General features: G+C 70.4%; 18 protein-coding genes, 1 tRNA gene and 1 pseudogene. 12 read left to right on the top strand and 8 right to left on the bottom strand.

Features of this window, described 5'->3' with window-relative positions:
* Both HG543_RS24145 and HG543_RS24140 read right to left on the bottom strand, forming a co-directional pair.
* A pseudogene (locus HG543_RS24145) lies at positions 1 to 328 on the bottom strand (hypothetical protein); the annotation flags it as partial.
* A 197-nt stretch (positions 329 to 525) separates the two neighbouring features.
* The gene (locus HG543_RS24140; RefSeq protein WP_246357256.1) at positions 526 to 1467 is read right to left on the bottom strand and encodes an NAD(P)-dependent alcohol dehydrogenase; all 942 of its coding nucleotides are present in this window, start codon (positions 1465 to 1467) and stop codon (positions 526 to 528) included.
* 67 nt (positions 1468 to 1534) lie between these two features.
* On the opposite strand from HG543_RS24140, the gene HG543_RS24135 reads away from it, so the two are divergent.
* Complete coding sequence (locus HG543_RS24135; protein WP_169347197.1) at positions 1535 to 2461, top strand: LysR family transcriptional regulator; 927 nt, start codon at positions 1535 to 1537, stop codon at positions 2459 to 2461.
* A gap of 12 nt (positions 2462 to 2473) precedes the next feature.
* Here HG543_RS24135 and HG543_RS24130 read toward each other — a convergent pair whose 3' ends face one another.
* Both HG543_RS24130 and HG543_RS24125 read right to left on the bottom strand, forming a co-directional pair.
* Positions 2474 to 2950, bottom strand: coding sequence for an AtaL-like protein (locus HG543_RS24130; protein WP_169347196.1), 477 nt, complete (start codon positions 2948 to 2950; stop codon positions 2474 to 2476).
* Between the two features lie 132 nt (positions 2951 to 3082).
* Positions 3083 to 4444 carry a PfkB family carbohydrate kinase gene (locus tag HG543_RS24125; RefSeq protein WP_169347195.1) on the bottom strand — a complete coding sequence of 454 codons (1362 nt, stop codon included), beginning with the start codon at positions 4442 to 4444 and terminating at the stop codon, positions 3083 to 3085.
* 153 nt (positions 4445 to 4597) lie between these two features.
* On the opposite strand from HG543_RS24125, the gene HG543_RS24120 reads away from it, so the two are divergent.
* From HG543_RS24120 to HG543_RS24105, 4 genes are all read left to right on the top strand, one after another.
* Positions 4598 to 5080: a DUF4112 domain-containing protein gene (locus HG543_RS24120; protein ID WP_169347194.1), complete on the top strand. Its 483-nt coding sequence runs from the start codon at positions 4598 to 4600 to the stop codon at positions 5078 to 5080.
* Positions 5081 to 5190: 110 nt separating this feature from the next.
* The gene (locus HG543_RS24115) at positions 5191 to 6066 is read left to right on the top strand and encodes an EamA family transporter (RefSeq protein ID WP_171817963.1); all 876 of its coding nucleotides are present in this window, start codon (positions 5191 to 5193) and stop codon (positions 6064 to 6066) included.
* A gap of 105 nt (positions 6067 to 6171) precedes the next feature.
* On the top strand, positions 6172 to 6720 hold the full coding sequence (locus tag HG543_RS24110) for a hypothetical protein (protein WP_169347193.1): 549 nt from the start codon (positions 6172 to 6174) through the stop codon (positions 6718 to 6720).
* Entirely contained in the window at positions 6717 to 7331 is a 615-nt protein-coding gene (locus tag HG543_RS24105; RefSeq protein ID WP_169347192.1) for a tRNA-uridine aminocarboxypropyltransferase, read from the top strand. Before HG543_RS24110 ends, HG543_RS24105 begins: the two co-directional genes overlap by 4 nt.
* A gap of 10 nt (positions 7332 to 7341) precedes the next feature.
* Here HG543_RS24105 and HG543_RS24100 read toward each other — a convergent pair whose 3' ends face one another.
* Together HG543_RS24100 and HG543_RS24095 are read right to left on the bottom strand one after the other, a co-directional pair.
* A complete protein-coding gene (locus HG543_RS24100) occupies positions 7342 to 8784 on the bottom strand; it encodes a protein-disulfide reductase DsbD family protein (protein WP_169347191.1) in 1443 nt (480 codons plus the stop codon).
* Between the two features lie 62 nt (positions 8785 to 8846).
* Positions 8847 to 10784 (bottom strand): SPFH domain-containing protein, encoded by a 1938-nt coding sequence (locus HG543_RS24095; RefSeq protein ID WP_169347190.1) that lies wholly within the window; start codon positions 10782 to 10784, stop codon positions 8847 to 8849.
* 375 nt (positions 10785 to 11159) lie between these two features.
* On the opposite strand from HG543_RS24095, the gene HG543_RS24090 reads away from it, so the two are divergent.
* The 7 genes from HG543_RS24090 (at position 11160) to HG543_RS24060 (ending at position 16546) form a co-directional block, all read left to right on the top strand.
* Complete coding sequence (locus HG543_RS24090; RefSeq protein ID WP_171817964.1) at positions 11160 to 12521, top strand: IscS subfamily cysteine desulfurase; 1362 nt, start codon at positions 11160 to 11162, stop codon at positions 12519 to 12521.
* Positions 12522 to 12619: 98 nt separating this feature from the next.
* Positions 12620 to 13021, top strand: a complete 402-nt coding sequence (gene iscU / locus HG543_RS24085) for a Fe-S cluster assembly scaffold IscU (RefSeq protein ID WP_169347188.1) — start codon at positions 12620 to 12622, stop codon at positions 13019 to 13021.
* A 64-nt stretch (positions 13022 to 13085) separates the two neighbouring features.
* Positions 13086 to 13487, top strand: a complete 402-nt coding sequence (locus tag HG543_RS24080; RefSeq protein WP_169347201.1) for an iron-sulfur cluster assembly accessory protein — start codon at positions 13086 to 13088, stop codon at positions 13485 to 13487.
* 95 nt (positions 13488 to 13582) lie between these two features.
* The gene (hscB, locus tag HG543_RS24075; RefSeq protein ID WP_169347187.1) at positions 13583 to 14140 is read left to right on the top strand and encodes a Fe-S protein assembly co-chaperone HscB; all 558 of its coding nucleotides are present in this window, start codon (positions 13583 to 13585) and stop codon (positions 14138 to 14140) included.
* Complete coding sequence (gene hscA / locus HG543_RS24070) at positions 14137 to 15981, top strand: Fe-S protein assembly chaperone HscA (RefSeq protein WP_169347186.1); 1845 nt, start codon at positions 14137 to 14139, stop codon at positions 15979 to 15981. Before hscB ends, hscA begins: the two co-directional genes overlap by 4 nt.
* Position 15982: 1 nt before the next feature.
* A complete protein-coding gene (locus HG543_RS24065; protein ID WP_169347185.1) occupies positions 15983 to 16360 on the top strand; it encodes a 2Fe-2S iron-sulfur cluster-binding protein in 378 nt (125 codons plus the stop codon).
* 102 nt (positions 16361 to 16462) lie between these two features.
* A tRNA-Leu gene (locus tag HG543_RS24060) sits at positions 16463 to 16546 on the top strand.
* A 70-nt stretch (positions 16547 to 16616) separates the two neighbouring features.
* On the opposite strand, the gene HG543_RS24055 is transcribed toward HG543_RS24060, so the two are convergent.
* Together HG543_RS24055 and HG543_RS24050 are read right to left on the bottom strand one after the other, a co-directional pair.
* The gene (locus HG543_RS24055) at positions 16617 to 17702 is read right to left on the bottom strand and encodes a lysylphosphatidylglycerol synthase transmembrane domain-containing protein (protein ID WP_169347184.1); all 1086 of its coding nucleotides are present in this window, start codon (positions 17700 to 17702) and stop codon (positions 16617 to 16619) included.
* Entirely contained in the window at positions 17699 to 19255 is a 1557-nt protein-coding gene (locus HG543_RS24050) for an alkaline phosphatase family protein (RefSeq protein WP_169347183.1), read from the bottom strand. The genes HG543_RS24055 and HG543_RS24050 overlap by 4 nt, the downstream gene beginning before the upstream one ends.
* Between the last annotated feature and the right edge of the window lie 150 nt (positions 19256 to 19405).

Raw genomic sequence — 19405 nt, 5'->3', positions numbered from 1 at the left:
CCCCGCCGCCTTCCCCTCCCCTCCCGGGCACTCCGCCGATGAGGTTCGAGCGGTCCGGCACACCGCGGAAGCGACCACTGGCGGGCCAGCTCAGCGCGATGAAGGTGTTCCACGCGAAGTCATTGACGAACGGGTCGAAGCCGATGGCCCCGGTCTGCTGATACACGAAATCAGGAGGGGCCTCGGGGTTGGGGATGTACCAGGGAGGCGTGAACTGACGTCCGCCTGGCGGCGTCGGGTCCCCCTCGGCGGCGGATTGCGCGACCGCCTCCGGAGCCAGCGCGAGGGCGAAGAGCAGACCACCAGGAACCAGGACACGACGAAGCACGAGGACCTCCAAGAAGAGCGATTCCGCACGGCGTGAGTCCTTCCCCGTGTGCAACGCACGTGCCCCGATGAGAGGAACCGCACGTCACTCGGAGAAGGAGCCGCCGGAGTGCCAGGGCTCGCGCCGTCTGCGTTCTCCGGGAACGCGGTGCGTCCCGCCACCAAGCACCCGCACGCCCACGACGCGCAGCGGCACGCTCACCCGAGCTGGATGACGACCTTGCCCACCAGGCCCCCCTGCTCGGCGACCTCGAAGGCGCGCCGGTACTCGGAGAGCGCGAACACCCGGGTGGGGCCGGGACGCAGGGCGCCCGAGTCGACCTGCCGGCCCAACGCCTCCAGGGCGGCGGTGGTGGATTGGGTGATGACGAGGCGGTGCTGCCGCGAGCGGAACCGGTTCAGGATGGCGGCGCTGGCGAGCTTCGCGGGGCCTGGCTCGAAGTCGACGTAGACGCCCCGGGGCTTCAGGAGGACGTGGGCCTCGCCGAAGGGAAGCCGCGTGGAGAGGTCGAGCACCGCGTCGAAGGTCTTCCCGGACGCGGTGATGGCTTCGCGCCGGTAGTCGATGACGGTGTCCGCGCCGAGCTCGCGCACCAGCGTGACGCCGTCCGTGCCGCTGACGGCGGTGACGTGGGCCCCCACGCTCTTGGCGAGCTGGATGGCATAGGGCCCGAGGCCACCGCTGGCACCATGGATGAGGACGTGGTCGCCGGCCTTGATGCGCGCGACGTTCACGGCGGTCTGGGCGGCGAGGCCGACGACAGCGATGGCCGCGGCGCCCACGTAATCGAGCGAGGCCGGCATCCTCGCCACGACTCGCGCGGGGACGGAGATGCGCTCGGAGAGATAGCCCACCTTGAAGGAGCCCAGGCCGCCGAAGACGTCATCGCCGACCTTGAACCCCGACACGCCCTCGCCCACCTGCTCCACCACGCCGGCGAAGTCGAGGCCCGGCGTCTTGGGAAACTTCGTGCCGCTGAGCAGGCGGGCTTCACCGCGACGAAGCTTGCCGTCGAGCGGGTTGATGGACACGGCACGCACGCGCACGACGAGGTGTCCACGGCGGGGAGACGGCGAGACGACGTCCGACAGCGTCAGGACGTCAGGGCTTCCGAATCGGGAGTAGGTAATGGTTTGCATGGGCCAATGAGTAGGCCCACGCGGTAATTCATGGAAGTTGATGTTGGGAATGCCTAGGCTTCACGTCATGAATGTCTCGGCGTTCGACCTGAATCACGCCCGCGCGCTCCACTTCCTGCTCGAGGAAGCCCACGTGGCCCGGGCCGCGCGCAGGTTGGGAATCACGCCCGCGGCGGCGAGCAATGCCTTGCGACGGCTGCGGCAGGACTTCGATGACGAGTTGCTGGTCCGGGTCGGGCGAACGCTGGCGAGGACGGCCCTGGGGGAACAGCTCCGAGGGCCCGCCAGGGAGGTGCTGGCCGCGGCGGAGCGCCTCCTGGGCGTGAGCGCGTCCTTCGAGCCCGGCACCTACGAGGGCGAGTTCGTCCTCACCACGTCGGACCGGGTCGCCGAGGCCCTGCTACCGGCGCTCGACGACCTGCTGACCCGGCGCGCACCGAGAGCCAGCCTCTCGGTGCGCACGGTGACGACGGACGTGTCGACGTTCCTGAGAGACGAGGGAGGTCTCGCCATCGTGGCCGACACCGCCCGGGAGCGGGGCCTCTCGACGGAGACGTTGTTCCTGGAGGACTTCGTCTGCGCGCTCCGCGAGGGTCATCCCCTGCTGAAGGGCGCCTGGACGGCCCGGCGATTCGCGGCCGCGGAGCACATCCTCGTCGCGCCGCGGGCGCAGTCACGCCGCGGCAGCGTCGATGACCTGCTGGAGGCGCAGGGGCTCACCCGGCGAATCACCCGGGTGGTGACGTCGTTCGCGCTGGCGACGCCCCTGCTCGTCTCCTCGGACCGCATCACAGTCCTTCCGCGCAGCTTCGCCCAGGCACGCGCGAGGGAGCTGGGCATCGTCCTGCGAGCCCCTCCCTTCGAGATGCCCTCCATCCAGATGGAGCTGATGTGGCACCCGGGACACGAGCGGGATCCGAAGCACCTCTGGTTCCGGGGACTCCTGCGGGACGCGGTGCGCGCCGCGGGGCTCACGCCGCCCCGGGTGCCGTGAAGCGGGCCGTGCTCAAATCCTGCCTTCGCGGACGAGCGCCCGGGTCCGCGCCAGGGTCGACAGCAGCGCGCGCTTGTAGCCGCGCTCCTCGCTGTCCATCGCGGCCTGCTCCTGCCGCTCCTGCTCGCTCCCGGGCTCCGCGTTCCTCAGGCCCAGCAGGCCATAGAACTTCAGGTGCAGCGAGCCATCGTCGCCCTCCAACACCTCGTTGACGATGACGCCCTCGCGCGGCCCCTTGAACTGGTGGAAGGACACCTTGGCCTGGGGCTCGAAGGTGATGATCTCTTTCAAGTCGTCGCCCAGGATGGTGGCCTCGCGGATGATGACCTCCTCGCCATCGGAGACCACCTCGCACCGGGTGCAGGCGCCGGGCGGCAGGAACAGCCGCGCGTCACGCGCCTTGAGCACCAGCCCCTTCCAGAGCTGCTCGCGGGTCAGCGGGATTTCCCCCTCGGGGTTCACGGGCACGGTCGCGGTCGAATAAATCATGGTCGCTGCTCCTCTTTCGGAAGCCGGATGTGGATTCATCCATGGCCATGAATAGGGGTGCCCCGTCATTCACGGAAGTTGATGTTGGAAAACCCTGGGCTTCACACCGTGAATGATTGCGCGCGCCCGGCGTCAGTCCGCCTGGCGTTCGCTGACGCGGCCGAACCGGGAGCGCAGGTCCAGCAAGAAGCTGTCCACGGCGAGCCCGGCGCCGATGGTGACCGGCAGCATCCACAAAAAGAGGCGTTGCAGCTGGTCCAACGAGATTGGCGCGGGCCCTGTCTCCGAGCCCACGGAGAGGTGCGGCATGAAATAGAAGAGGCCAGCGGTGAGCCCGGCCACGCCGCCGCAGAGACAGGCCTCGACGAACGAGCTGCGGGTGGGATTGCCCTTCAACTTGAAGATGTGCGTGTCCCGCACCAGCGCGCCAATCGAGCCGAAGACGACCGAGCACGCCAGGAGCGCGCACCAGAAGAGGAGGTCCGAGGAGGTCCGCATCGCCAGGAGCGTCAGGGCGAGGCCGGCCACCAGGAGGAAGAAGGTGCCGGCCGTCCGCATGTCCCTGGCGCGCTCCTTCTCGCTCAGCTCGGGCACGTCCAGCAGGTTGGCGCTCTCCCGCTGCAACACGCGGCTGACCCAGTCGTTGATGCGCCCCCGGACCGCCGGGTGGGAGGGAGGCTTGCCCTCGTACATGCAGGAGCAGACGGCGGCGAACAGCGCGTCGCCCGCGCCGGAGACGTTGACCATGCCGCGTGCGAGGCTCGGCGTCTCCTCGGCCTGTCCATCCTGGCGGAGGAGGACATGGCCATTCTCCGCCAGCGTCACGAACACCCACCGGGCGCTCACCTTCTGGCAGAACTCCCGGACGGCCGTGTCGTCCGCCGGCCAGTGGAAGCCGATTCGCGAGGCCTCCTCGCGGTTCATGCTCACGATCTCGAACAGCGTCTCCTTGCTGTCGAGCCCACAGATCCGGTCCGCCTTGTCGGCCGCGACAATCTGGGCCAGGACCGGCCTGTCGTGCTTCCGGCACGACTCGGTGATGGACTTGATCTGGTCCCTCGACAGGTTCGTCTCCACGACGACGAGCGCCGCCCGCCGGATGGCCCTGTCGAGTTCCTTCGCCTCCAGCTCCACCGCGTCGATGAGGCTGCTGGTGACGCCCGAGACCAGCGCGCCGTTGTGGAAGTGGGCGACATAGGCCGGCTCTCCGACCGCCGGCGAGGCGCGGACGTGCTTCAACCCGATGCCACTCCTGTCGAGCACCTTCCGAATCATGTCGCACCCGATGGACTGCTCCTTCAGGTACGTCATGAGCGCCACGGGAAACTTGTTGGCGTGGAGGTTCGCCGCGATGTTGAACGCGGCGCCCCCGACGGAATACTGGACGGTGCCGAGCTTCTGGGTGGACGTCGGGTTGCCCGAGTACTTCGCGCCGATGTCCAGCAGCGTCGAGCCGATGATGAGAACCGGTTGCGATGTCCCCCCTGGCGGCATGGAGGTCCCCCCTTGCAAGTCGCTCTGGCGCCAAGCTTCCCCATGTGAAGCTGGGCCACGGCCACACGGGCCACAACCCGAGCCAGGACGGGCGAGTCGGGTCTCGCACTCTCGAACGCCTTCCGTGCGCGCCCTCGGCCGCGCTCCCCTAGGATGGCCCTCGTGAGAACGCCTCCGGATACCGCCTCGCTCGCGCAGGTCCGCCGCCTGTCGCAGTTCCTGGACAACTCCATTCCGCTTCCCGGCGGCGCGCGGGTCGGCTGGGACGCTGTCATCGGCCTCGTGCCCGGAGTGGGGGACGTGGCGGGCGTGCTCCTGTCCGGGTTCATCGTGTTGCAGGCGCAGCGCCTGGGTGCCTCGCCATCGGTGCTCACCCGGATGCTGGGCAACCTCGCCATCGAGGCGGTGGTGGGCTCCGTGCCATTCCTCGGAGACCTGTTCGACGCGGCCTTCAAGGCGAACGTGCGCAACGTGCGGTTGTTGGAACAGCACATGACCACGCCCCAGACGGCCCGCCGCGCGAGCCGCGCGTGGGTCTTCGCCATCGTGGCGACGATGGTGGTGCTGCTGGGGCTCGGCCTCACGCTCACGGTGCTCGTCGTGAGGGCACTGCTCTCCCTGGGGAACGGCGGCTGAGCGGACGCGCCGATGGACGGCCCGCGGCCTCCGTCACAACGCGCGGCGGTTCGTGTACGCTCCGCTCCCGCCGGGCCGAGACGTGTACCGGTGTCACGAGGTGTCACGCGGTGCGGTACTTCGCCATGGTCGCGGCCGGAGCCAGCCTCTGGGGCTGCTGGTCGCTCTTCGTCCGCCCCGCGGGCTTGTCGGGTCCACAGAACGCACTGCTGGCGCTGGTGGCGATGTCACTGCCCGTGCCCTTCCTGTTCCGGCGCGAGGCGCTGAAGGACCGGCGCGCCACCGCCGCCCTCGTCGTCATCGGACTGGCGGACGCGGCCAACACGGCCCTGTTCTTCGCGGCCCTGCGCCATGGCCCCGTGTCGGTGGCGGTGCTGACGCACTACCTCGCCCCGCTGCTGCTGGCGCTGTCGGCGCCATGGGTCCTGGGTGAGCAGGCCTCGGCCCGGGCGCTGGTGGGCGTGCCCGTCACCCTGGCCGGCCTGGCCCTGCTCATCCTCCAACCCGACGCCGGCTTCTCCGGGCTCACGGCGGCGCTGGGCGCGGGGAGCGCCGTCTTCTACGCGGTCATGGTGCTGGGCTCCAAGGAGGCGGCGCGCGCGTACTCCCCGCTCGCCATCACCTCGCTGCATGCCCCCGTCTCCGTGGCGGCGTTGCTGCTCTACTTCGGAGCGGAGGCCCTTCCACCGGCGCTGCTGGACGCGGCCACACTCCGCGTCCTCGTGGGGGGCCTGGTGTGCGGACTGACGGGAAACATCCTCTTCAACGCGGGTCTCCGGCACGTGCCCACGGCGGCGGCCGGGGCCCTCACCTACCTGGAACCCCTTACGGCTTCCGTGATGGGATGGGCCTTCTTCGCGGAGGGCCTGACGCCCCTGGGCATCGCGGGCGGCGTGCTGGTGCTGGTGGCGGGCGCCTGGGTGGCCGCCGAGCGCCGGGCACCCGCCCGGGTACTTCCGGACGCGGAGCCGTCCGCCACACCTTGAACCGTCCTTCCAACTCCCCACTTGCAAGCTTGGGGAGTCCTTTGGTCCTCTTGGGCCCCACACCCGCACGACACCCTCATCAGTTCCTGGCGACGCCGTATGCCTATGGAAACCGCAGCCGACAGCCGTGAGTACCGCGTCGTCTTCTTCTGCCCCGCGTCGAGCGCCCGGCTCGATCGGCTGGAGGCGCCCGTGCGGCGGCTGCTCTCGCGCATCCAGGCGCCTCCCGCGGAGCTGGCTCCGCTTCAGGAGGCAGGGCCGCTCACCGAGGCGGGCTGGCAGGTGTTCCTCGTCCGCTCGCTGACCGAGCGCTCCGCCGCGCAGGCCATGGCCGCCTACGTCAGCGAGGCCACCTGCGCGCTGGCCGCGGAGCTGGACGCGGAGGTGCTGGGCCTCTACGTGGACGTGTCGGGCGACTCGGCGCGCATCTGCCGCTGCGGCCCCGAGGACGGCCCGGAGACCTTCGCCGGCCGCCGGCAGGCCGCCCTCAACCGCACCGCCGAGTGGCTGGAGGTGGCTCCCACCAGCCTGTCCGCCCTCTTCCACCTCGACCCGCCGGACGCCGACTACGAGCCGGACGCGGACGACCGCTTCGTGGAGGAGAAGCTGCGGGAGGCGCGCAGCTTCATGGAGCGCTACCGTCAGGGGAAATGAGGTCGCGAACTCCGGAGGACCTCGCTGGCCGCTGCCCGCGCTGCTTCCTGCCCACCCCCCTGTGCCTGTGCACCGACGTGCCGTGCATCCCCACGCGCACGGAGCTGCTCGTCATCCGTCACCACAAGGAGACGCTGAAGAGCACCAACACGGCGCGCATGGCGGCGCTCGCGCTGCCCCGCTGCACCATCGTCTCCTATGGCTCCCCGGGGAAGCCCTTCGACCCGTCCGTGCTGGACGCGCCGGACACGTGGCTGCTCTTCCCGGACGCGCAGCAGACGCCCGCGCCTGACGCGCTGCCGCCCGCGCGGCTCATCGTCCTGGACGGGAGCTGGGGGCAGGCGCGCCGCATGGTGCAGCGGCTCCCCGCGCTGCGGCGGCTGCCGGGCCTGAAGCTGCCGCCGCCCGCGCCGGACACGCGCCGCCTGCGCCGCCCTCCCCACCCGGATGGAATGTCCACGCTGGAGGCCATCGCCGGCGCGCTGGCGCACCTGGAGGGCGAGGCCGTGGCCCAGCCCCTCTACGAGCTACACGAGCGGATGATCGACCGGGTGATGATGAGCCGCGGCAAGCTGGCCATGCCCGGCTGCGACGAGGACGACGGGGACTGACGGCCCCGCCTCAGCAGGTGCTCCCAGCGGAGCAGCGTGCCTTCTTCATCTCCTCGGCGAAGGGGCTCGGCTCCAGGAAGCCGGTGACGCGCGGCTTCGTGAGCACCTCGCCCTTCGGGGACACGAAGGCCACGGTGGGCAGGCCCTCCACGCCGAAGCGCTCCAGCAGCGCGTCCAGCGCGTCCTCGCTGTTCGTCGCGTCAATCTTGATGTTGAGGAACTGCCCCTCCGTCGCCGTGGAGATGACCTCCGCGGCCGGGTACGTCTCGCGGTCCAGCTCCTTGCAGGCCGCGCACCAGTCCGCGAAGAAGTCGATGAGCACCGGGCGCCCCTCGGCCTTGGCCTGGGCGAGCACCTTGTCGAATTCCTCCGGGGAGAAGGTGGCCTGCTTGGCGGGCATGACGTGGTGCCACTGCCAGCTCGGCGCGCGCGGCGGCTCGGCCAGGCCCATGCGCACCCACAGCGCGCCCACCGGCCCCGCGTCCAGCGCGCCGCCGCGCAGCACCAGCGCCACGACCACCAGCGCGACGCCCAGCGCCTTCAGCGAGAACTCCCGCGAGCCCTCCTTGAAGGAGCGGTGCACCGCGCCCACCAGCACGCCCGCCACCACCAGCACCGCGGCGATGGCCGCGCCCGGCATCTGCCCGACCTGCGCGCCCAGCCCCTTCACCGCGTCGCGCGCCCAGGGCAGCGCGTCCTTCAGGTAGGTGAAGGCCAGCGCCACCAGCATGATGCCCAGCACGCTCTTCACCCACTCCATCCACACGCCGCCGCGCGGCAGCCGCACCGTGAAGACGCCGATGAGGAAGAAGGGCACGCCGATGCCCAGCGCGTAGATGAACAGCAGCGTCGCGCCCAGGGTGGTGTTGGCCGTCTTCGCCACGAAGGCCAACAGGCCCGTCAACACCGGCCCCGTGCACGGCGCCGCGAGGAAGCCGGACACGCTGCCCATCAGCAGCGCGCCCAAGAGCCCCGTGCCGCCCACCGACGTCAGCTTCGTCTGCAGCGCGGACGGCAGCGCCAATTCGAACGCCCCGAACATGGACGAGGCCAGCAGCAGCAGGAACACCGCCAGCCCCGCCACCACCGCCGGGTGCCCCAACAGCGCGCCGAAGGCCTGCCCCGTCTTCGCCGCGAGGATGCCCAGCGCGCTGAACACCACCCCCATGCCCACGATGTAGGCCGAGGTGAGGAGCAGCGCGCGGCCCCGCCCCTCCGCCTTCCGGGCCCCGAAGACGGAGACGGTGATGGGGATGAGGGGATAGACGCAGGGCGTCAGCGCGGTGAGGAGCCCGCCGGCGAACACCACCGCGGCACCCACCGCGAGGCTGCCCGACTCCAGGAACCGGGCCGCGTCCAGGCCGGCGTTCGGCCCGGTGGGCAGCAGCCACGGCACCACGGCCACCGCCACACCGGCCAGCACCGCCACCAATCCCAGCTTCTTCGCATCCATGCGCGCTCTGCTCCGTCGAGGCCTCGGGGCCCCCTCTCTATACGCAGGCGCGCGATTTCGGGCTACTGCGCCGGAGGGGTAACCGAGGAAGCAGGCACCTTCAGGCCCGCGGAGCGCGCCATCCCCATGACGCCCTCCACCGCGGCGGCGATGTAGCCAAAGGGGTTCGCTCCATCCACCGCCGTCACGTGCACCTCGCCCATCTTCTGCTGGAAGGCGGCGGCCACCTGCGGCAGCTGCTGCGCCAGGGTCATCTGGATGACCTCGGGGCTGACGGAGTTCTCGATGTCGCGCAGCACCTTCGCCTTGCTCAGCTCCAGCTCCTGGTGCGCCCGGTCCTTGCGCGCGCGCAGCTCGGCGATGGCCACCTCCGTCTCGACGATGGCCCTGCGGGCCTGCACCACCTGGAGTTCCGCGTGCAGCCGCTCCGCCTCCTGCTGGTGCTCGGCGAGCATCGCCTCGTGGCGCGCGGTGGTCTGCTCCTGCTCGCGGCGCAGGCGCTCCAGCGCCATCCGCCCCTTCTCGGCCTCCGCCTCCTGCTCGGCCTTGAGCTTCGCCAGCTCCAGCTCCTGCTCGCGCCGCTGCCGGGTCAGCTCCAGCTGCTGCTCGCGCTCCTGCCGCGCCAGCTCCAGCTCCGCCTCGCGCTGCTGGCGGGCCAGCTCCAGCTGCGACTTCGCGGCGTCCGCCTCCTGCGCGCGCTGCAGGCGCACCAGCTCCACCTTGGCCTGCGCGGCCTCGGCCTCCTGCGCCAGCTTGAGCTTCTCCAGCTCCAGCTTCGCGCGGTGGACGTCCGCCTCCTGCTCGCGCTTGAGCTTCTCCAGCGCCACGCGCTGCCGGGCGGCCTCCGCCTCCTGCTCGCGCTGCAGCTTCTCCATCTCCACCTGCGCGCGGCTGGTGGACAGCGCGCGCTCGGAGACAATCTTCGCCTCGGCCAGGCGCGACTCGGCGGCCAGCGCCTCCAGCCTGGCCTGCTCGTCGGACACCTGCTTCTTCTGGCGGACCTCCTGCTCCGCGGCCAGCTTCGTGAGCGCCACCTCGCGCTCCACGGTGGCCTGCTCCTGCTTCAGCGTGCGCTCCTGGGCGAGCTTCGCCTCGGCGACGCGCGCCTCCACCGCCAGCACCTCCAGCCGGGCCTGCTCGTCGGCCGCCTGCTTCTTCTGGCGGACCTCCTCCTCCGCGGCCAGCCGCTGCAGGTTGAGCTGCCGCTCGGCCTCCGTCTCCTCGCGGTGGACGAAGCGCTCCTTGGCCAGCTCCGCCTCGCGCGCCTGCCGCTCCGACTCGCGGCGGAAGCGCGCCTGCATGTTCTCGAAGACGGTGGAGGACAGGACGCGCACGTCCTGGATTTCAATCGTGTCGATGATGACGCCCCACCCGGCGTCCACCGCGTCCTCCAGCTTGCCCCGGCCCGCCACCACCGGCGCGATTTCGCGCATCAGCTCCGAGGCGATGCCCTCCTTGCGCTTGGCGAGGCACTCCTCCACGGACATGTTCGCCACCAGCCGCCGCGCCGCGCCCGCGAACATCTCCCGCAGCAGCTCCGCCAGCTTCTCCTGGGCCCGCTCCGGGAAGGAGAAGTTGAGCATGCGGAAGGCCACCAGCGGGTCCGCGATGCGGTACACCGCGAGGCCCGTCACCTGCACGCCCACCTTCTCGCTCGTCACCTGGTCCGCGCTGAACTGCAACCGCTGGATGCTGGTGGGGACGATCGCCACCGAGTCACCCGGCAGCTTGAAGCAGCTGGCGCCCTGGCCGCTGACCTCGCGCACCCGGCCGCGCCGCATGTGCACCAGGAACTCGCTGGGCCGCGCGGTGATGAGGCCCCAGCGCTTCATCTTCTCCGGGTCCTCCACCGGCTTGCCCGCGCGCCAACCCTCCACGTGGCGCGGCTGACCGCCCCCCCCGCCGCCGCCATCCACGCGGACGAGCTGTGTCCGGGACATGCCCTCACCGGACTCGGGAGACTCCTTCACCTTCGCCGCCTGCTTCGTGTTCGCGCTCATGCCTGCCTCCTTGCGACAGGCTCCCTGTGCAGGCGGTCGGCCAAGGCATGGCCTGCCGGGAAATCGGGCCTTTGGGCGGAGGGGCCGCGCCATTCCGGACCACCCCGCTCCAGGACGGCCCAGCCGGACTGATCCAGGACGGCGCGACGTTGTCTTCGACGGCGCATCTTCCAGGCGCGGCTCCAGTCCCCTCTGGAGCGGCTCCCGGGTCTCCCGTGCTCCTTATGTTCGCTTGACCCGAGGGCACGCCTTTTTATATTTGACCAGTCCGGTCCACATTCAGGTATGCCGGTGTAGGCCTTCGCGGCGCGCCCCCCACGGGCGCCGGGGCGCGGAGGCGGTCGGGCCCCCTTCAGGAAGGTATTGGAAGCAATGGTGAAGCTGCCGATCTACATGGACTACCACGCCACCACGCCGCTGGACCCGCGGGTGCTGGAGGCGATGCTCCCCTACCTGCGCGAGGACTTCGGCAACGCGGCCAGCCGCAACCACGTCTTCGGCTGGAAGGCCGAGGCGGCGGTGAAGAAGGCCCGCCAGCAGGTGGCCGAGCTCATCGGCGCGTCCGAGCAGGAGATTGTCTTCACCTCCGGCGCCACCGAGTCCGACAACCTGGCCATCAAGGGCGTCATCGAGTTCTACAAGTCGAAGGGTGACCACATCATCACCCTGAAGACGGAGCACAAGGCCGTCCTCGACACGTGCAAGCGCCTGGAGCGCGTCCGCCAGGAGCGGCTGGACGAGCTGAAGGCGCTGCGCCTGTCCGAGCTGTCCGGGCAGGACGTCACCGAGGACAACCTGGCGGAGCTGGCGGCGAAGTACGACGTGGAGAACGACGCCGTCTACCAGAAGTGGGCCGAGCGCCCCACCGGCGGCGCCCGCGTCACCTACCTGGACGTGGAGAAGGACGGCCGGGTGAGCCTGGAGAAGCTGGCCGCGGCGATGACGCCGAAGACGGTGCTGGTCTCCATCATGTTCGCCAACAACGAGATTGGCACCGTGCAGCCCGTGGCGGAGATTGGCGCCCTGTGCCGTGAGAAGGGCGTGCTCTTCCACTGCGACGCGGTGCAGGGCATCGGCAAGGTGCCCTTCGACGTGGAGGCCATGAAGGTGGACCTCGCGTCCATCACCGCGCACAAGATGTACGGCCCCAAGGGCATCGGCGCGCTGTACGTGCGCCGCAAGCCGCGCGTGCGCATCGCCCCCATCATCGACGGCGGCGGCCACGAGCGCGGCATGCGCTCGGGCACCCTGAACGTGGCGGCCATCGTCGGCTTCGGCGCGGCGGCGGAGCTGGCCCGCAAGGAGCTGCCCGAGGAGTCCGCCCGCATCCTCCGCCTGCGCGAGAAGCTCCGGAAGGGGCTCACCGACGCGCTGGACATGACCATCATCAACGGCTCCATGGAGCACCGGCTGCCGGGCAACCTCAACATCTCCTTCGCCCACGCCGAGGGCGAGTCCCTGATGATGGGCATCAAGGACGTGGCGGTGTCCTCCGGCTCGGCCTGCACGTCCGCCTCGCTGGAGCCGTCCTACGTGCTCCGCGCCCTGGGCGTGGACGAGGAGCTGGCGCACAGCTCCATCCGCTTCGGCCTGGGCCGCTTCACCACGGAGGAAGAGGTCGACTACGTGGTGAAGCTGGTGGTGGACAAGGTCCGCAAGCTGCGCGACATGAGCCCTCTCTACGAGATGGCCAAGGAAGGCATCGACCTGAAGTCCATCGAGTGGACGGCGCATTAGCCCGTCTTTCCAGGCATACAGCGGAGCGCATGGCCTCCCGACCGGGGGGCATTGCCCTCCGGAACCTTTGGTGCGAAGCAGCCGTTGAAGGAGTCGATATGGCTTACAGCGACAAGGTCATCGACCACTACGAGAACCCCCGCAACGTCGGGACGCTGGACAAGGAAGACCCGAACGTGGGCACCGGCCTGGTGGGCGCGCCCGCCTGCGGCGACGTGATGCGCCTGCAGCTGAAGATCTCCGACGACGGCACCATCGAGGATGCCCGGTTCAAGACCTTCGGCTGTGGCTCCGCGATTGCCTCCTCCTCGCTCGTCACCGAGTGGGTGAAGGGCAAGACGGTGGACCAGGCGCTGACCATCTCCAACAAGGACGTGGCCCGCGAGCTGGCCCTGCCGCCGGTGAAGATCCACTGCTCCGTGCTGGCCGAGGACGCCATCAAGGCGGCCATCGAGGACTTCAAGAAGAAGCGCGCCGCGCGCCAGGCCAAGGCGTCCTGACGGCGTGCCCGGAAGGCCTCCCCTCCTTATCTTGGGGGGAAGGCCACCCATGGGAGACGGAATGATGAGCGAGCAGGCAACCCAGACGACGCAGCAGAGCCAGGTGCCTGCCACCGCGCCCGCGGCGAAGCCCGCCCCCAAGGGCATTGTCATCGCCGACAGCGCGGTGCGCCGGCTGAAGGAGCTCTTGGAGCAGCGCCAGACGCCCGAGGCCGGCCTGCGGCTGGCGGTGAAGGGCGGCGGGTGCTCCGGCCTCCAGTACTCCATGGAGTGGTCGGAGAAGTCCCGCGAGCGCGACAAGATCTTCGAGAAGGACGGCGTCCGCGTCTTCGTGGACCCCAAGAGCTACCTGTACCTCATCGGCACGGAGCTGGTGTTCGAGCAGACGCTGATGGCCTCCGGGTTCAAGCTGAACAACCCCAACGTGAAGGCCGCCTGCGGCTGCGGCGAGAGCTTCTCCGTCTGACCTCCGGCTCCCCCGCTTCCGGGTGGAGCCACCGTCACTCGGGCCCGGCCAGCCGCCGGGCCCTTTTCGTTTGTCACCCCCTTGGAGAGCCCCCCGTGAGGACCCACTTCGACGTCTTCGGGCTGCCGCGCGCCTATGACGTGGACGTGCCGGCGCTGGAGAAGCAGTACCGCGAGCTGTCCCTGCAGCTGCACCCGGACCGGGTGGCACAGGCGGACGCGCGCGAGCGGCTCAAGGCGCTGGAGGGCACCACCGCCCTCAACGAGGCCTTCAAGACGCTGAAGGACCCGGTGCGCCGCGCCTTCTACCTCCTCAAGCTGCACGGCATCGACCTGGACCGCGAGGACGCGGGCGCCCAGAAGGACATGCCGATGGAGTTCCTCGAGGAGGTCATGGACCTGCGCGAGGCGCTGGACACCGCCATGGAGAAGAAGGACCTGGCGCGCGCCCGCGCCATGGCCACCGACGTGGAGGCCCGGAAGAAGGCGGCGCTCGACGAGGCGGCCGGCGCCCTTCGCGCCCTGGAGGCCGGTGGGCCGGGGGCGGACGGGCAGGTCCTGGTGAAAAAGGCATCGCACGCGCTGGGGCGGGTGCGCTACTTCACGCGCTTCCTCGAGCAGGTGGACGCGTTCGAGGAGGAGAGTCTGTCGTGAGCAAGAACGGCTACCTGCAGATCCACGACCCGCTGAAGCCCAAGGGGCAGGCGGTGGGCATCGACCTGGGCACCACCAACTCGCTGGTGGCCGCCGTCGTCCAGGGCAAACCCCGCTGCGTCCCGGTGGACGAGGGGGACTCGCTGCTGCTGCCCTCCGTCGTCCACTACGCGAAGGACGGCGGCGTGGTGGTGGGCGCGCGGGCCCGGCGCCTGGCCCCCGAGCACCCCACGGACACCATCTCGTCCGTGAAGCGCTTCATGGGCCGCAGCCCGGACGACGCGGAGACGCGCAAGCTGGGGCACTACCGCTTCGTCCCCGGCTCGAAGGTGGTCCGCTTCGACGTGGCCGGCGGCACGCCCGTGAATCCCATCGAGGTGTCCGGGGAAATCCTCCGCTCCCTCAAGCGCCGCGCGGAAGCGCACTTCTCCACCAAGGTGGAGCAGGCGGTCATCACCGTCCCGGCGTACTTCGACGACGCCCAGCGCCAGGCCACCAAGGACGCGGGCCGGCTGGCCGGGCTGGAGGTGCTGCGGCTGCTCAACGAGCCCACCGCCGCGGCGCTGGCCTACGGCCTGGACAAGGGCAGCCAGGGCACCTTCGCCGTCTATGACCTCGGCGGCGGCACCTTCGACGTGTCCATCCTCAAGCTGGTGGACGGCGTCTTCGAGGTGAAGTCCACCGGCGGCGACTCCGCGCTGGGCGGCGACGACTTCGACCGCGCCATCGCCCAGCAGGTGCTCCAGGCGATGGGTGAGAAGGAGCCCTCCCCCGCCCTCATCGCCGAGGTGCTGGCCGCCTCGCGCAAGGCGAAGGAGGCCCTCACGGACGTGCCCGAGGTGGAGCTGACCGTGGGCGGCCACAAGCAGGTGGTGAAGCGCGCGGACTTCGACACGTGGATTCAGCCGTTCGTGCAGAAGACGGGCGTGGTGTGCCGGCGGGCCCTGAAGGACGCGGGCGTGGCGGCCGGAGAGCTGGACGGCGTGATTCTGGTGGGCGGCGCCACGCGGGTGCCGGCGGTGCGCCGGTACGTGGCGGAATTGTTCGGCCGCGAGCCGCTGGGCGACATCGACCCGGACCAGGTGGTGGCGCTGGGCGCGGCGGTGCAGGCGGACCTGCTCACCAACGAGGACCGGCAGGACGAGGTGCTGCTGCTGGACGTGATTCCGCTGTCGCTCGGCCTGGAGACGATGGGCGGCATCGTGGAGAAGCTGATTCAGCGCAACTCCACCATCCCCACCGCGGCGGCGCAGGTCTTCACCACCTTCAAGGACGGGCAGACGGGCCTGGACGTGCACGTGGTGCAGGGCGAGCGCGAGCTGGTGGAGGACAACCGCAGCCTGGCTCGCTTCACCCTCTCTGGGATTCCGCCGCTGGCGGCGGGCATGGCCCGGGTGGAGGTGCGCTTCCAGGTGGACGCGGACGGCATCCTCTCCGTCAGCGCCAAGGAGCAGAGCACCGGCGCCACCCAGTCCATCACCGTCAAGCCGAGCCACGGCCTCACCGACGAGGAAATCGAGCAGATGCTGCTCGACTCCATCGACCACGCCGAGGAGGACATCCAGGCGCGGCAGGTGCGCGAGCAGCGCGTGGACGCCGAGCGCGTGCTGGCCGAGGCCGAGCGGCAGCTACGGGAGCATGGCTCGCTCCTCCAGGACGGGGAGCGCGCCGCCATCGACGCGGCCATGGCCCGGGTGCGCGAGCTGGCCACCGGCAACGACCACCTGAAGCTGAAGGAGGCCGTGCACGCGCTGGACGAGACGTCGCGCCCCTTCATCGAGCGGGTCATGAACCAGGCCATCACCCAGGTGGTGGGTGGCCACTCCGTGGAGGAGTTCTGACGTGCCCAAGGTCACCTTCAAGAGCCCCCTGGCCGAGGTCACCGCGGACGTGCCCACCGGCACCACCCTGCTGGACGCCGCCGAGCATTGCGGCGCCCAGGTGGGCCACAGCTGCGGCGGCGTCTGTGCCTGCTCCACCTGCCATGTCTGGGTCCGCAAGGGCCTCGACTCGCTGAGCGAGCAGACGGACGCGGAGGCGGACCGCCTGGACATGGGGTTCGACGTCCGCCCGTACTCCCGGTTGAGCTGCCAGACGGAGCTGGGCGGCGAGGACATCCTGGTGGAGATCACCGAGGAGTCGCTCACCGCCTTCATGGACGAGAACCCGGCCATCCGCCGCGCCCTCGAGGCCGAGGGGAAATGGCCGCTGAAGAAGTAGGGTTGTTACGTAGTGCTTGACGGAGCGGGGCGGTGCCTCTATACGTCTCGCCCATCGCAGCACGGCGCAAGCCGCTGCGGCGACGAAGCAGCAGCACCACCTGCCCAGGTGGTGGAATTGGTAGACACACTAGATTCAGGGTCTAGCGCCTGCAAGGGCATGGAGGTTCGAGTCCTCTCCTGGGCATGAAGTCGTGAAGGGGTCCCGGTTGAAAAACCGGGACCCCTTTCGCGTTTCTGGGGTCCGCTCTCGCCGCTCAGGGCGGCGCGGGCTCCACGGCCTCGTGGGCCACGTGGTGCGCGGCCTCGCGCGCCAGGCTGCCGCCCCTGCGAAGGTCCCGGATGCGAATCTTCCGCAGGTGCACGGAGACGGCGCCCACGGACACCTGGCTGATGACGGTGCCCAGGTGCGTGAGCGTGGAGAAGGCCGCCGCGTCCTCCGCCGAGGCCCCCAGGCTGCGGGCCGCCCAGCTCGTCACGAAGTAGTACAGGCCCAGGCCCGCTGGCACGCCGGGCAGCGACTGGCCCAGGGAGATGGCCCCCAGCACGACGGCCCCCGCGAACAGCCCCCCGGAGATGCCGATGCCGTGCAGCGCCATGCCGTAGCCCAGCGCGGATGCGAGCACGGGGCCCACGGAGAAGACGAACACCTTCGCCAGACCGGTGAAGGAGCGCGCCGTCCCGAAGCCCTCGCTGACGTGGTGGAGGAAGCCCTCCAGCCGGGGCAGCTTGTGCCGCCGGTGAAGCGCGTGCGCGAGCGGCGCCGACCAGTGCGCCAGCAGCACCACCAGTGCCACCAGCCCCACGCACAGTGAGATGGCGACCCTCAGCTCGCCCTTGAAGCGCTCCAGCGTCTCGCCGAAGGGGCCCAGGAGGGACGCGGAGACCAGCAGCATCAGCGCCGCGAACTCCATCAGCTTGCACACGCCCACCGAGCCCAGGCAGCGCAGGAACGGGATGCGCTGGGTCCGTGACAGGAGGAACGAGCGCATGATGTCGCCCAGCTTTCCCGGCAGGGCGTTGTGGACGAAGGCGCCGATGGCCACCAGGTGGTAGCGCTCCTTCAGCGGCACCGGCCGGCGCAGGGTGCGCTGCCACTGCACCGCGCGCAGCGGAATCACCGACGCCTGCAGCAGGAAGAAAGGCAGCAGCCACACGAGGTGGCCGGGCAGGTCCCGCACGAACTGGTCCAGCGGGAAGCGCGGCTGGAGCAGCGGCCCCGGGGCGCGGAGGTTCCACCGGAAGAAGGCCGTGGACAGCAGGACGACGGACAGCACGAGGCCCACCACCGCCAGCAGGACCTTGAGGACCGCCCGTCCGCCCTGCCCTCTGCTCTCGCTCATAGCACCAGCCGCAGTGGCGGCGCGGGGTCGAGGTAGGCCTCCGCGAGCCGCTCGTGCAGCTGCGCGCAGTGGCCCAGGCCGGACAGGTCCACGGGGGCGTTGGCCGGCCAGCACACGAGGCTGTTGGCCTCCGTGCGCGTCAGCCCGCCGTGCGAGCCGAACTCCCAGGCGAAGCCCACGGTGCCGCCGCGTTGCACCGCCTCGCCGAAGAGCACCACGTCTCCCGCCGTGGACATGGAGGGCAGCACGCGGAGGAAGTCCGCCACCGCGCGCTTGCTGAACTCCGTGGACAGGGGCGCCCGGTCCAGCTCGTCCGGGCCGTACACGCCCCCCTTCACCAGCGCCACGGCGGAGTTGCCGCGCCGCACCGCCGCCATCCCAATCTCCGGGCTCTGCGTGACGCGCGCGAGCACGTCCGGGTGCCGCGCCAGCAGCTCTCGCGCCTCCAGGGGCTGGCGCTCGCCGGAGAGGTACACGTGCGCGAAGTTGCCGCACTCCATCACCACCGGCGTGAAGGGCGCGCGCGGGGTGGCGTCGAGCGCGGGCCGGGGCCGCCCGTCGCAGAGGCCACGGATGACGTCCTCGGACAGGGGGCCGTGCTCACCGCACTCCAGGAGCCACTGCTCCAGGCGTTTGCCCTGGCGCCGCTCCAACGGGAGGCTGTCCACGTGCCCGTGGTCGGAGAGGATGACGACGTCGTACGGCCGCTGCACCGTGCGCGCCACCGCGTACAGCTCCGCGAGGTACGCGTCCACGCGGTGCAATTCCTCCACGGCCAGCTCCGAGCGCGGACCTCGGCGGTGGGCCACCTCGTCGTAGTTGCCGTAGACGAGGTAGATGACGGGCACGCCGCGCACCATGTCCACCAGGGCCTTGGTGTGCGCGAAGCTCCAGCCCAGCCGCTGCAGGAGGACGCGGCTGACGAGGAAGCCCTGCTCGTGGCGCCAGTCCTGGATGGAGCGCGCCCAGTGGCGCACCTCGCGGACCGCGTGCCACGTGTCCATGCCCAGCGAGCGCAGGTACCCGAAGAGGCCCCGCGTGCGCGCCGCGGACAGGCCCATCATCTCGTAGGAGAACGAGCGCGCCATCAGCTTGAAGCTGGCCAGCGTGCTCATGCTCAGCGCGTTGGTGGCCCCCGCGCGGAACAGCGAGAAGTACCCGTGGCCACCGCCGTCCAGCAGGCTGGTGCGGCCCGCCCCGCGCAGGCGCTGGTCGATTTCCCGCGCGTCCGCGGGCGTGTTCATCTGCACCTTGCGCCCCAGCTCGCGGTCGTACCAGGAGTAGGCCGGAAGGTTGGAGTGCCGCATCCCGTACAGCAGCCCCGCCTGGAAGTACGGCGTGGACGTCGGAGCGCCCCAGAACGCGTCTTCCAGGTGAAATGTGCCAGAGCGGATGAGGCGGGCCAGGAAGGGCATCCGCCCTCCGACAATGGCCTCGTCCAGCAGGGTCTTCGGGACACCATCCAGGTGGACGATGACCACGTTCCTGGGCCGGCGCTGCTGCGCTGGCGGAACCTTCGCGCTGACCCTCCGGACGAAGCCGAGGGCCCGCATGTGCATTTCTGGGGTGATTACGCCGCTCACGTTGACGCCTCCCCTCCCCCGCGAGGCAAAATGGGCACTCGGGGGGCTGCTCGCCTTCGCTGGGAACTCGTTCTCCTGGTGGGTAGGCAGGCAGCCCAGGCCGCTCAGTGTGTCGGGACT

It is taken from the genome of Pyxidicoccus fallax, assembly GCF_012933655.1.
GTDB classification, from domain to species: domain Bacteria; phylum Myxococcota; class Myxococcia; order Myxococcales; family Myxococcaceae; genus Myxococcus; species Myxococcus fallax.
Note: the sequence above shows the minus strand (reverse complement) of the source record. Positions and strands in the feature narration are given on the sequence as shown.

Bases quoted from the DNA above. Each gene is read 5' to 3' on its own strand.
- HG543_RS24130 (WP_169347196.1), bottom strand. From the start codon at position 2,950: ATGATTTATTCGACCGCGACCGTGCCCGTGAACCCCGAGGGGGAAATC.
- HG543_RS24110 (WP_169347193.1), top strand. From the start codon at position 6,172: ATGGAAACCGCAGCCGACAGCCGTGAGTACCGCGTCGTCTTCTTCTGC.
- HG543_RS24105 (WP_169347192.1), top strand. From the start codon at position 6,717: ATGAGGTCGCGAACTCCGGAGGACCTCGCTGGCCGCTGCCCGCGCTGC.
- HG543_RS24125 (WP_169347195.1), bottom strand. From the start codon at position 4,444: ATGCCGCCAGGGGGGACATCGCAACCGGTTCTCATCATCGGCTCGACG.
- HG543_RS24050 (WP_169347183.1), bottom strand. From the start codon at position 19,255: ATGCGGGCCCTCGGCTTCGTCCGGAGGGTCAGCGCGAAGGTTCCGCCA.
- HG543_RS24120 (WP_169347194.1), top strand. From the start codon at position 4,598: ATGGCCCTCGTGAGAACGCCTCCGGATACCGCCTCGCTCGCGCAGGTC.
- HG543_RS24100 (WP_169347191.1), bottom strand. From the start codon at position 8,784: ATGGATGCGAAGAAGCTGGGATTGGTGGCGGTGCTGGCCGGTGTGGCG.
- HG543_RS24140 (WP_246357256.1), bottom strand. From the start codon at position 1,467: ATGCAAACCATTACCTACTCCCGATTCGGAAGCCCTGACGTCCTGACG.
- HG543_RS24095 (WP_169347190.1), bottom strand. From the start codon at position 10,784: ATGAGCGCGAACACGAAGCAGGCGGCGAAGGTGAAGGAGTCTCCCGAG.
- HG543_RS24080 (WP_169347201.1), top strand. From the start codon at position 13,086: ATGAGCGAGCAGGCAACCCAGACGACGCAGCAGAGCCAGGTGCCTGCC.
- HG543_RS24055 (WP_169347184.1), bottom strand. From the start codon at position 17,702: ATGAGCGAGAGCAGAGGGCAGGGCGGACGGGCGGTCCTCAAGGTCCTG.
- HG543_RS24135 (WP_169347197.1), top strand. From the start codon at position 1,535: ATGAATGTCTCGGCGTTCGACCTGAATCACGCCCGCGCGCTCCACTTC.
- iscU (WP_169347188.1), top strand. From the start codon at position 12,620: ATGGCTTACAGCGACAAGGTCATCGACCACTACGAGAACCCCCGCAAC.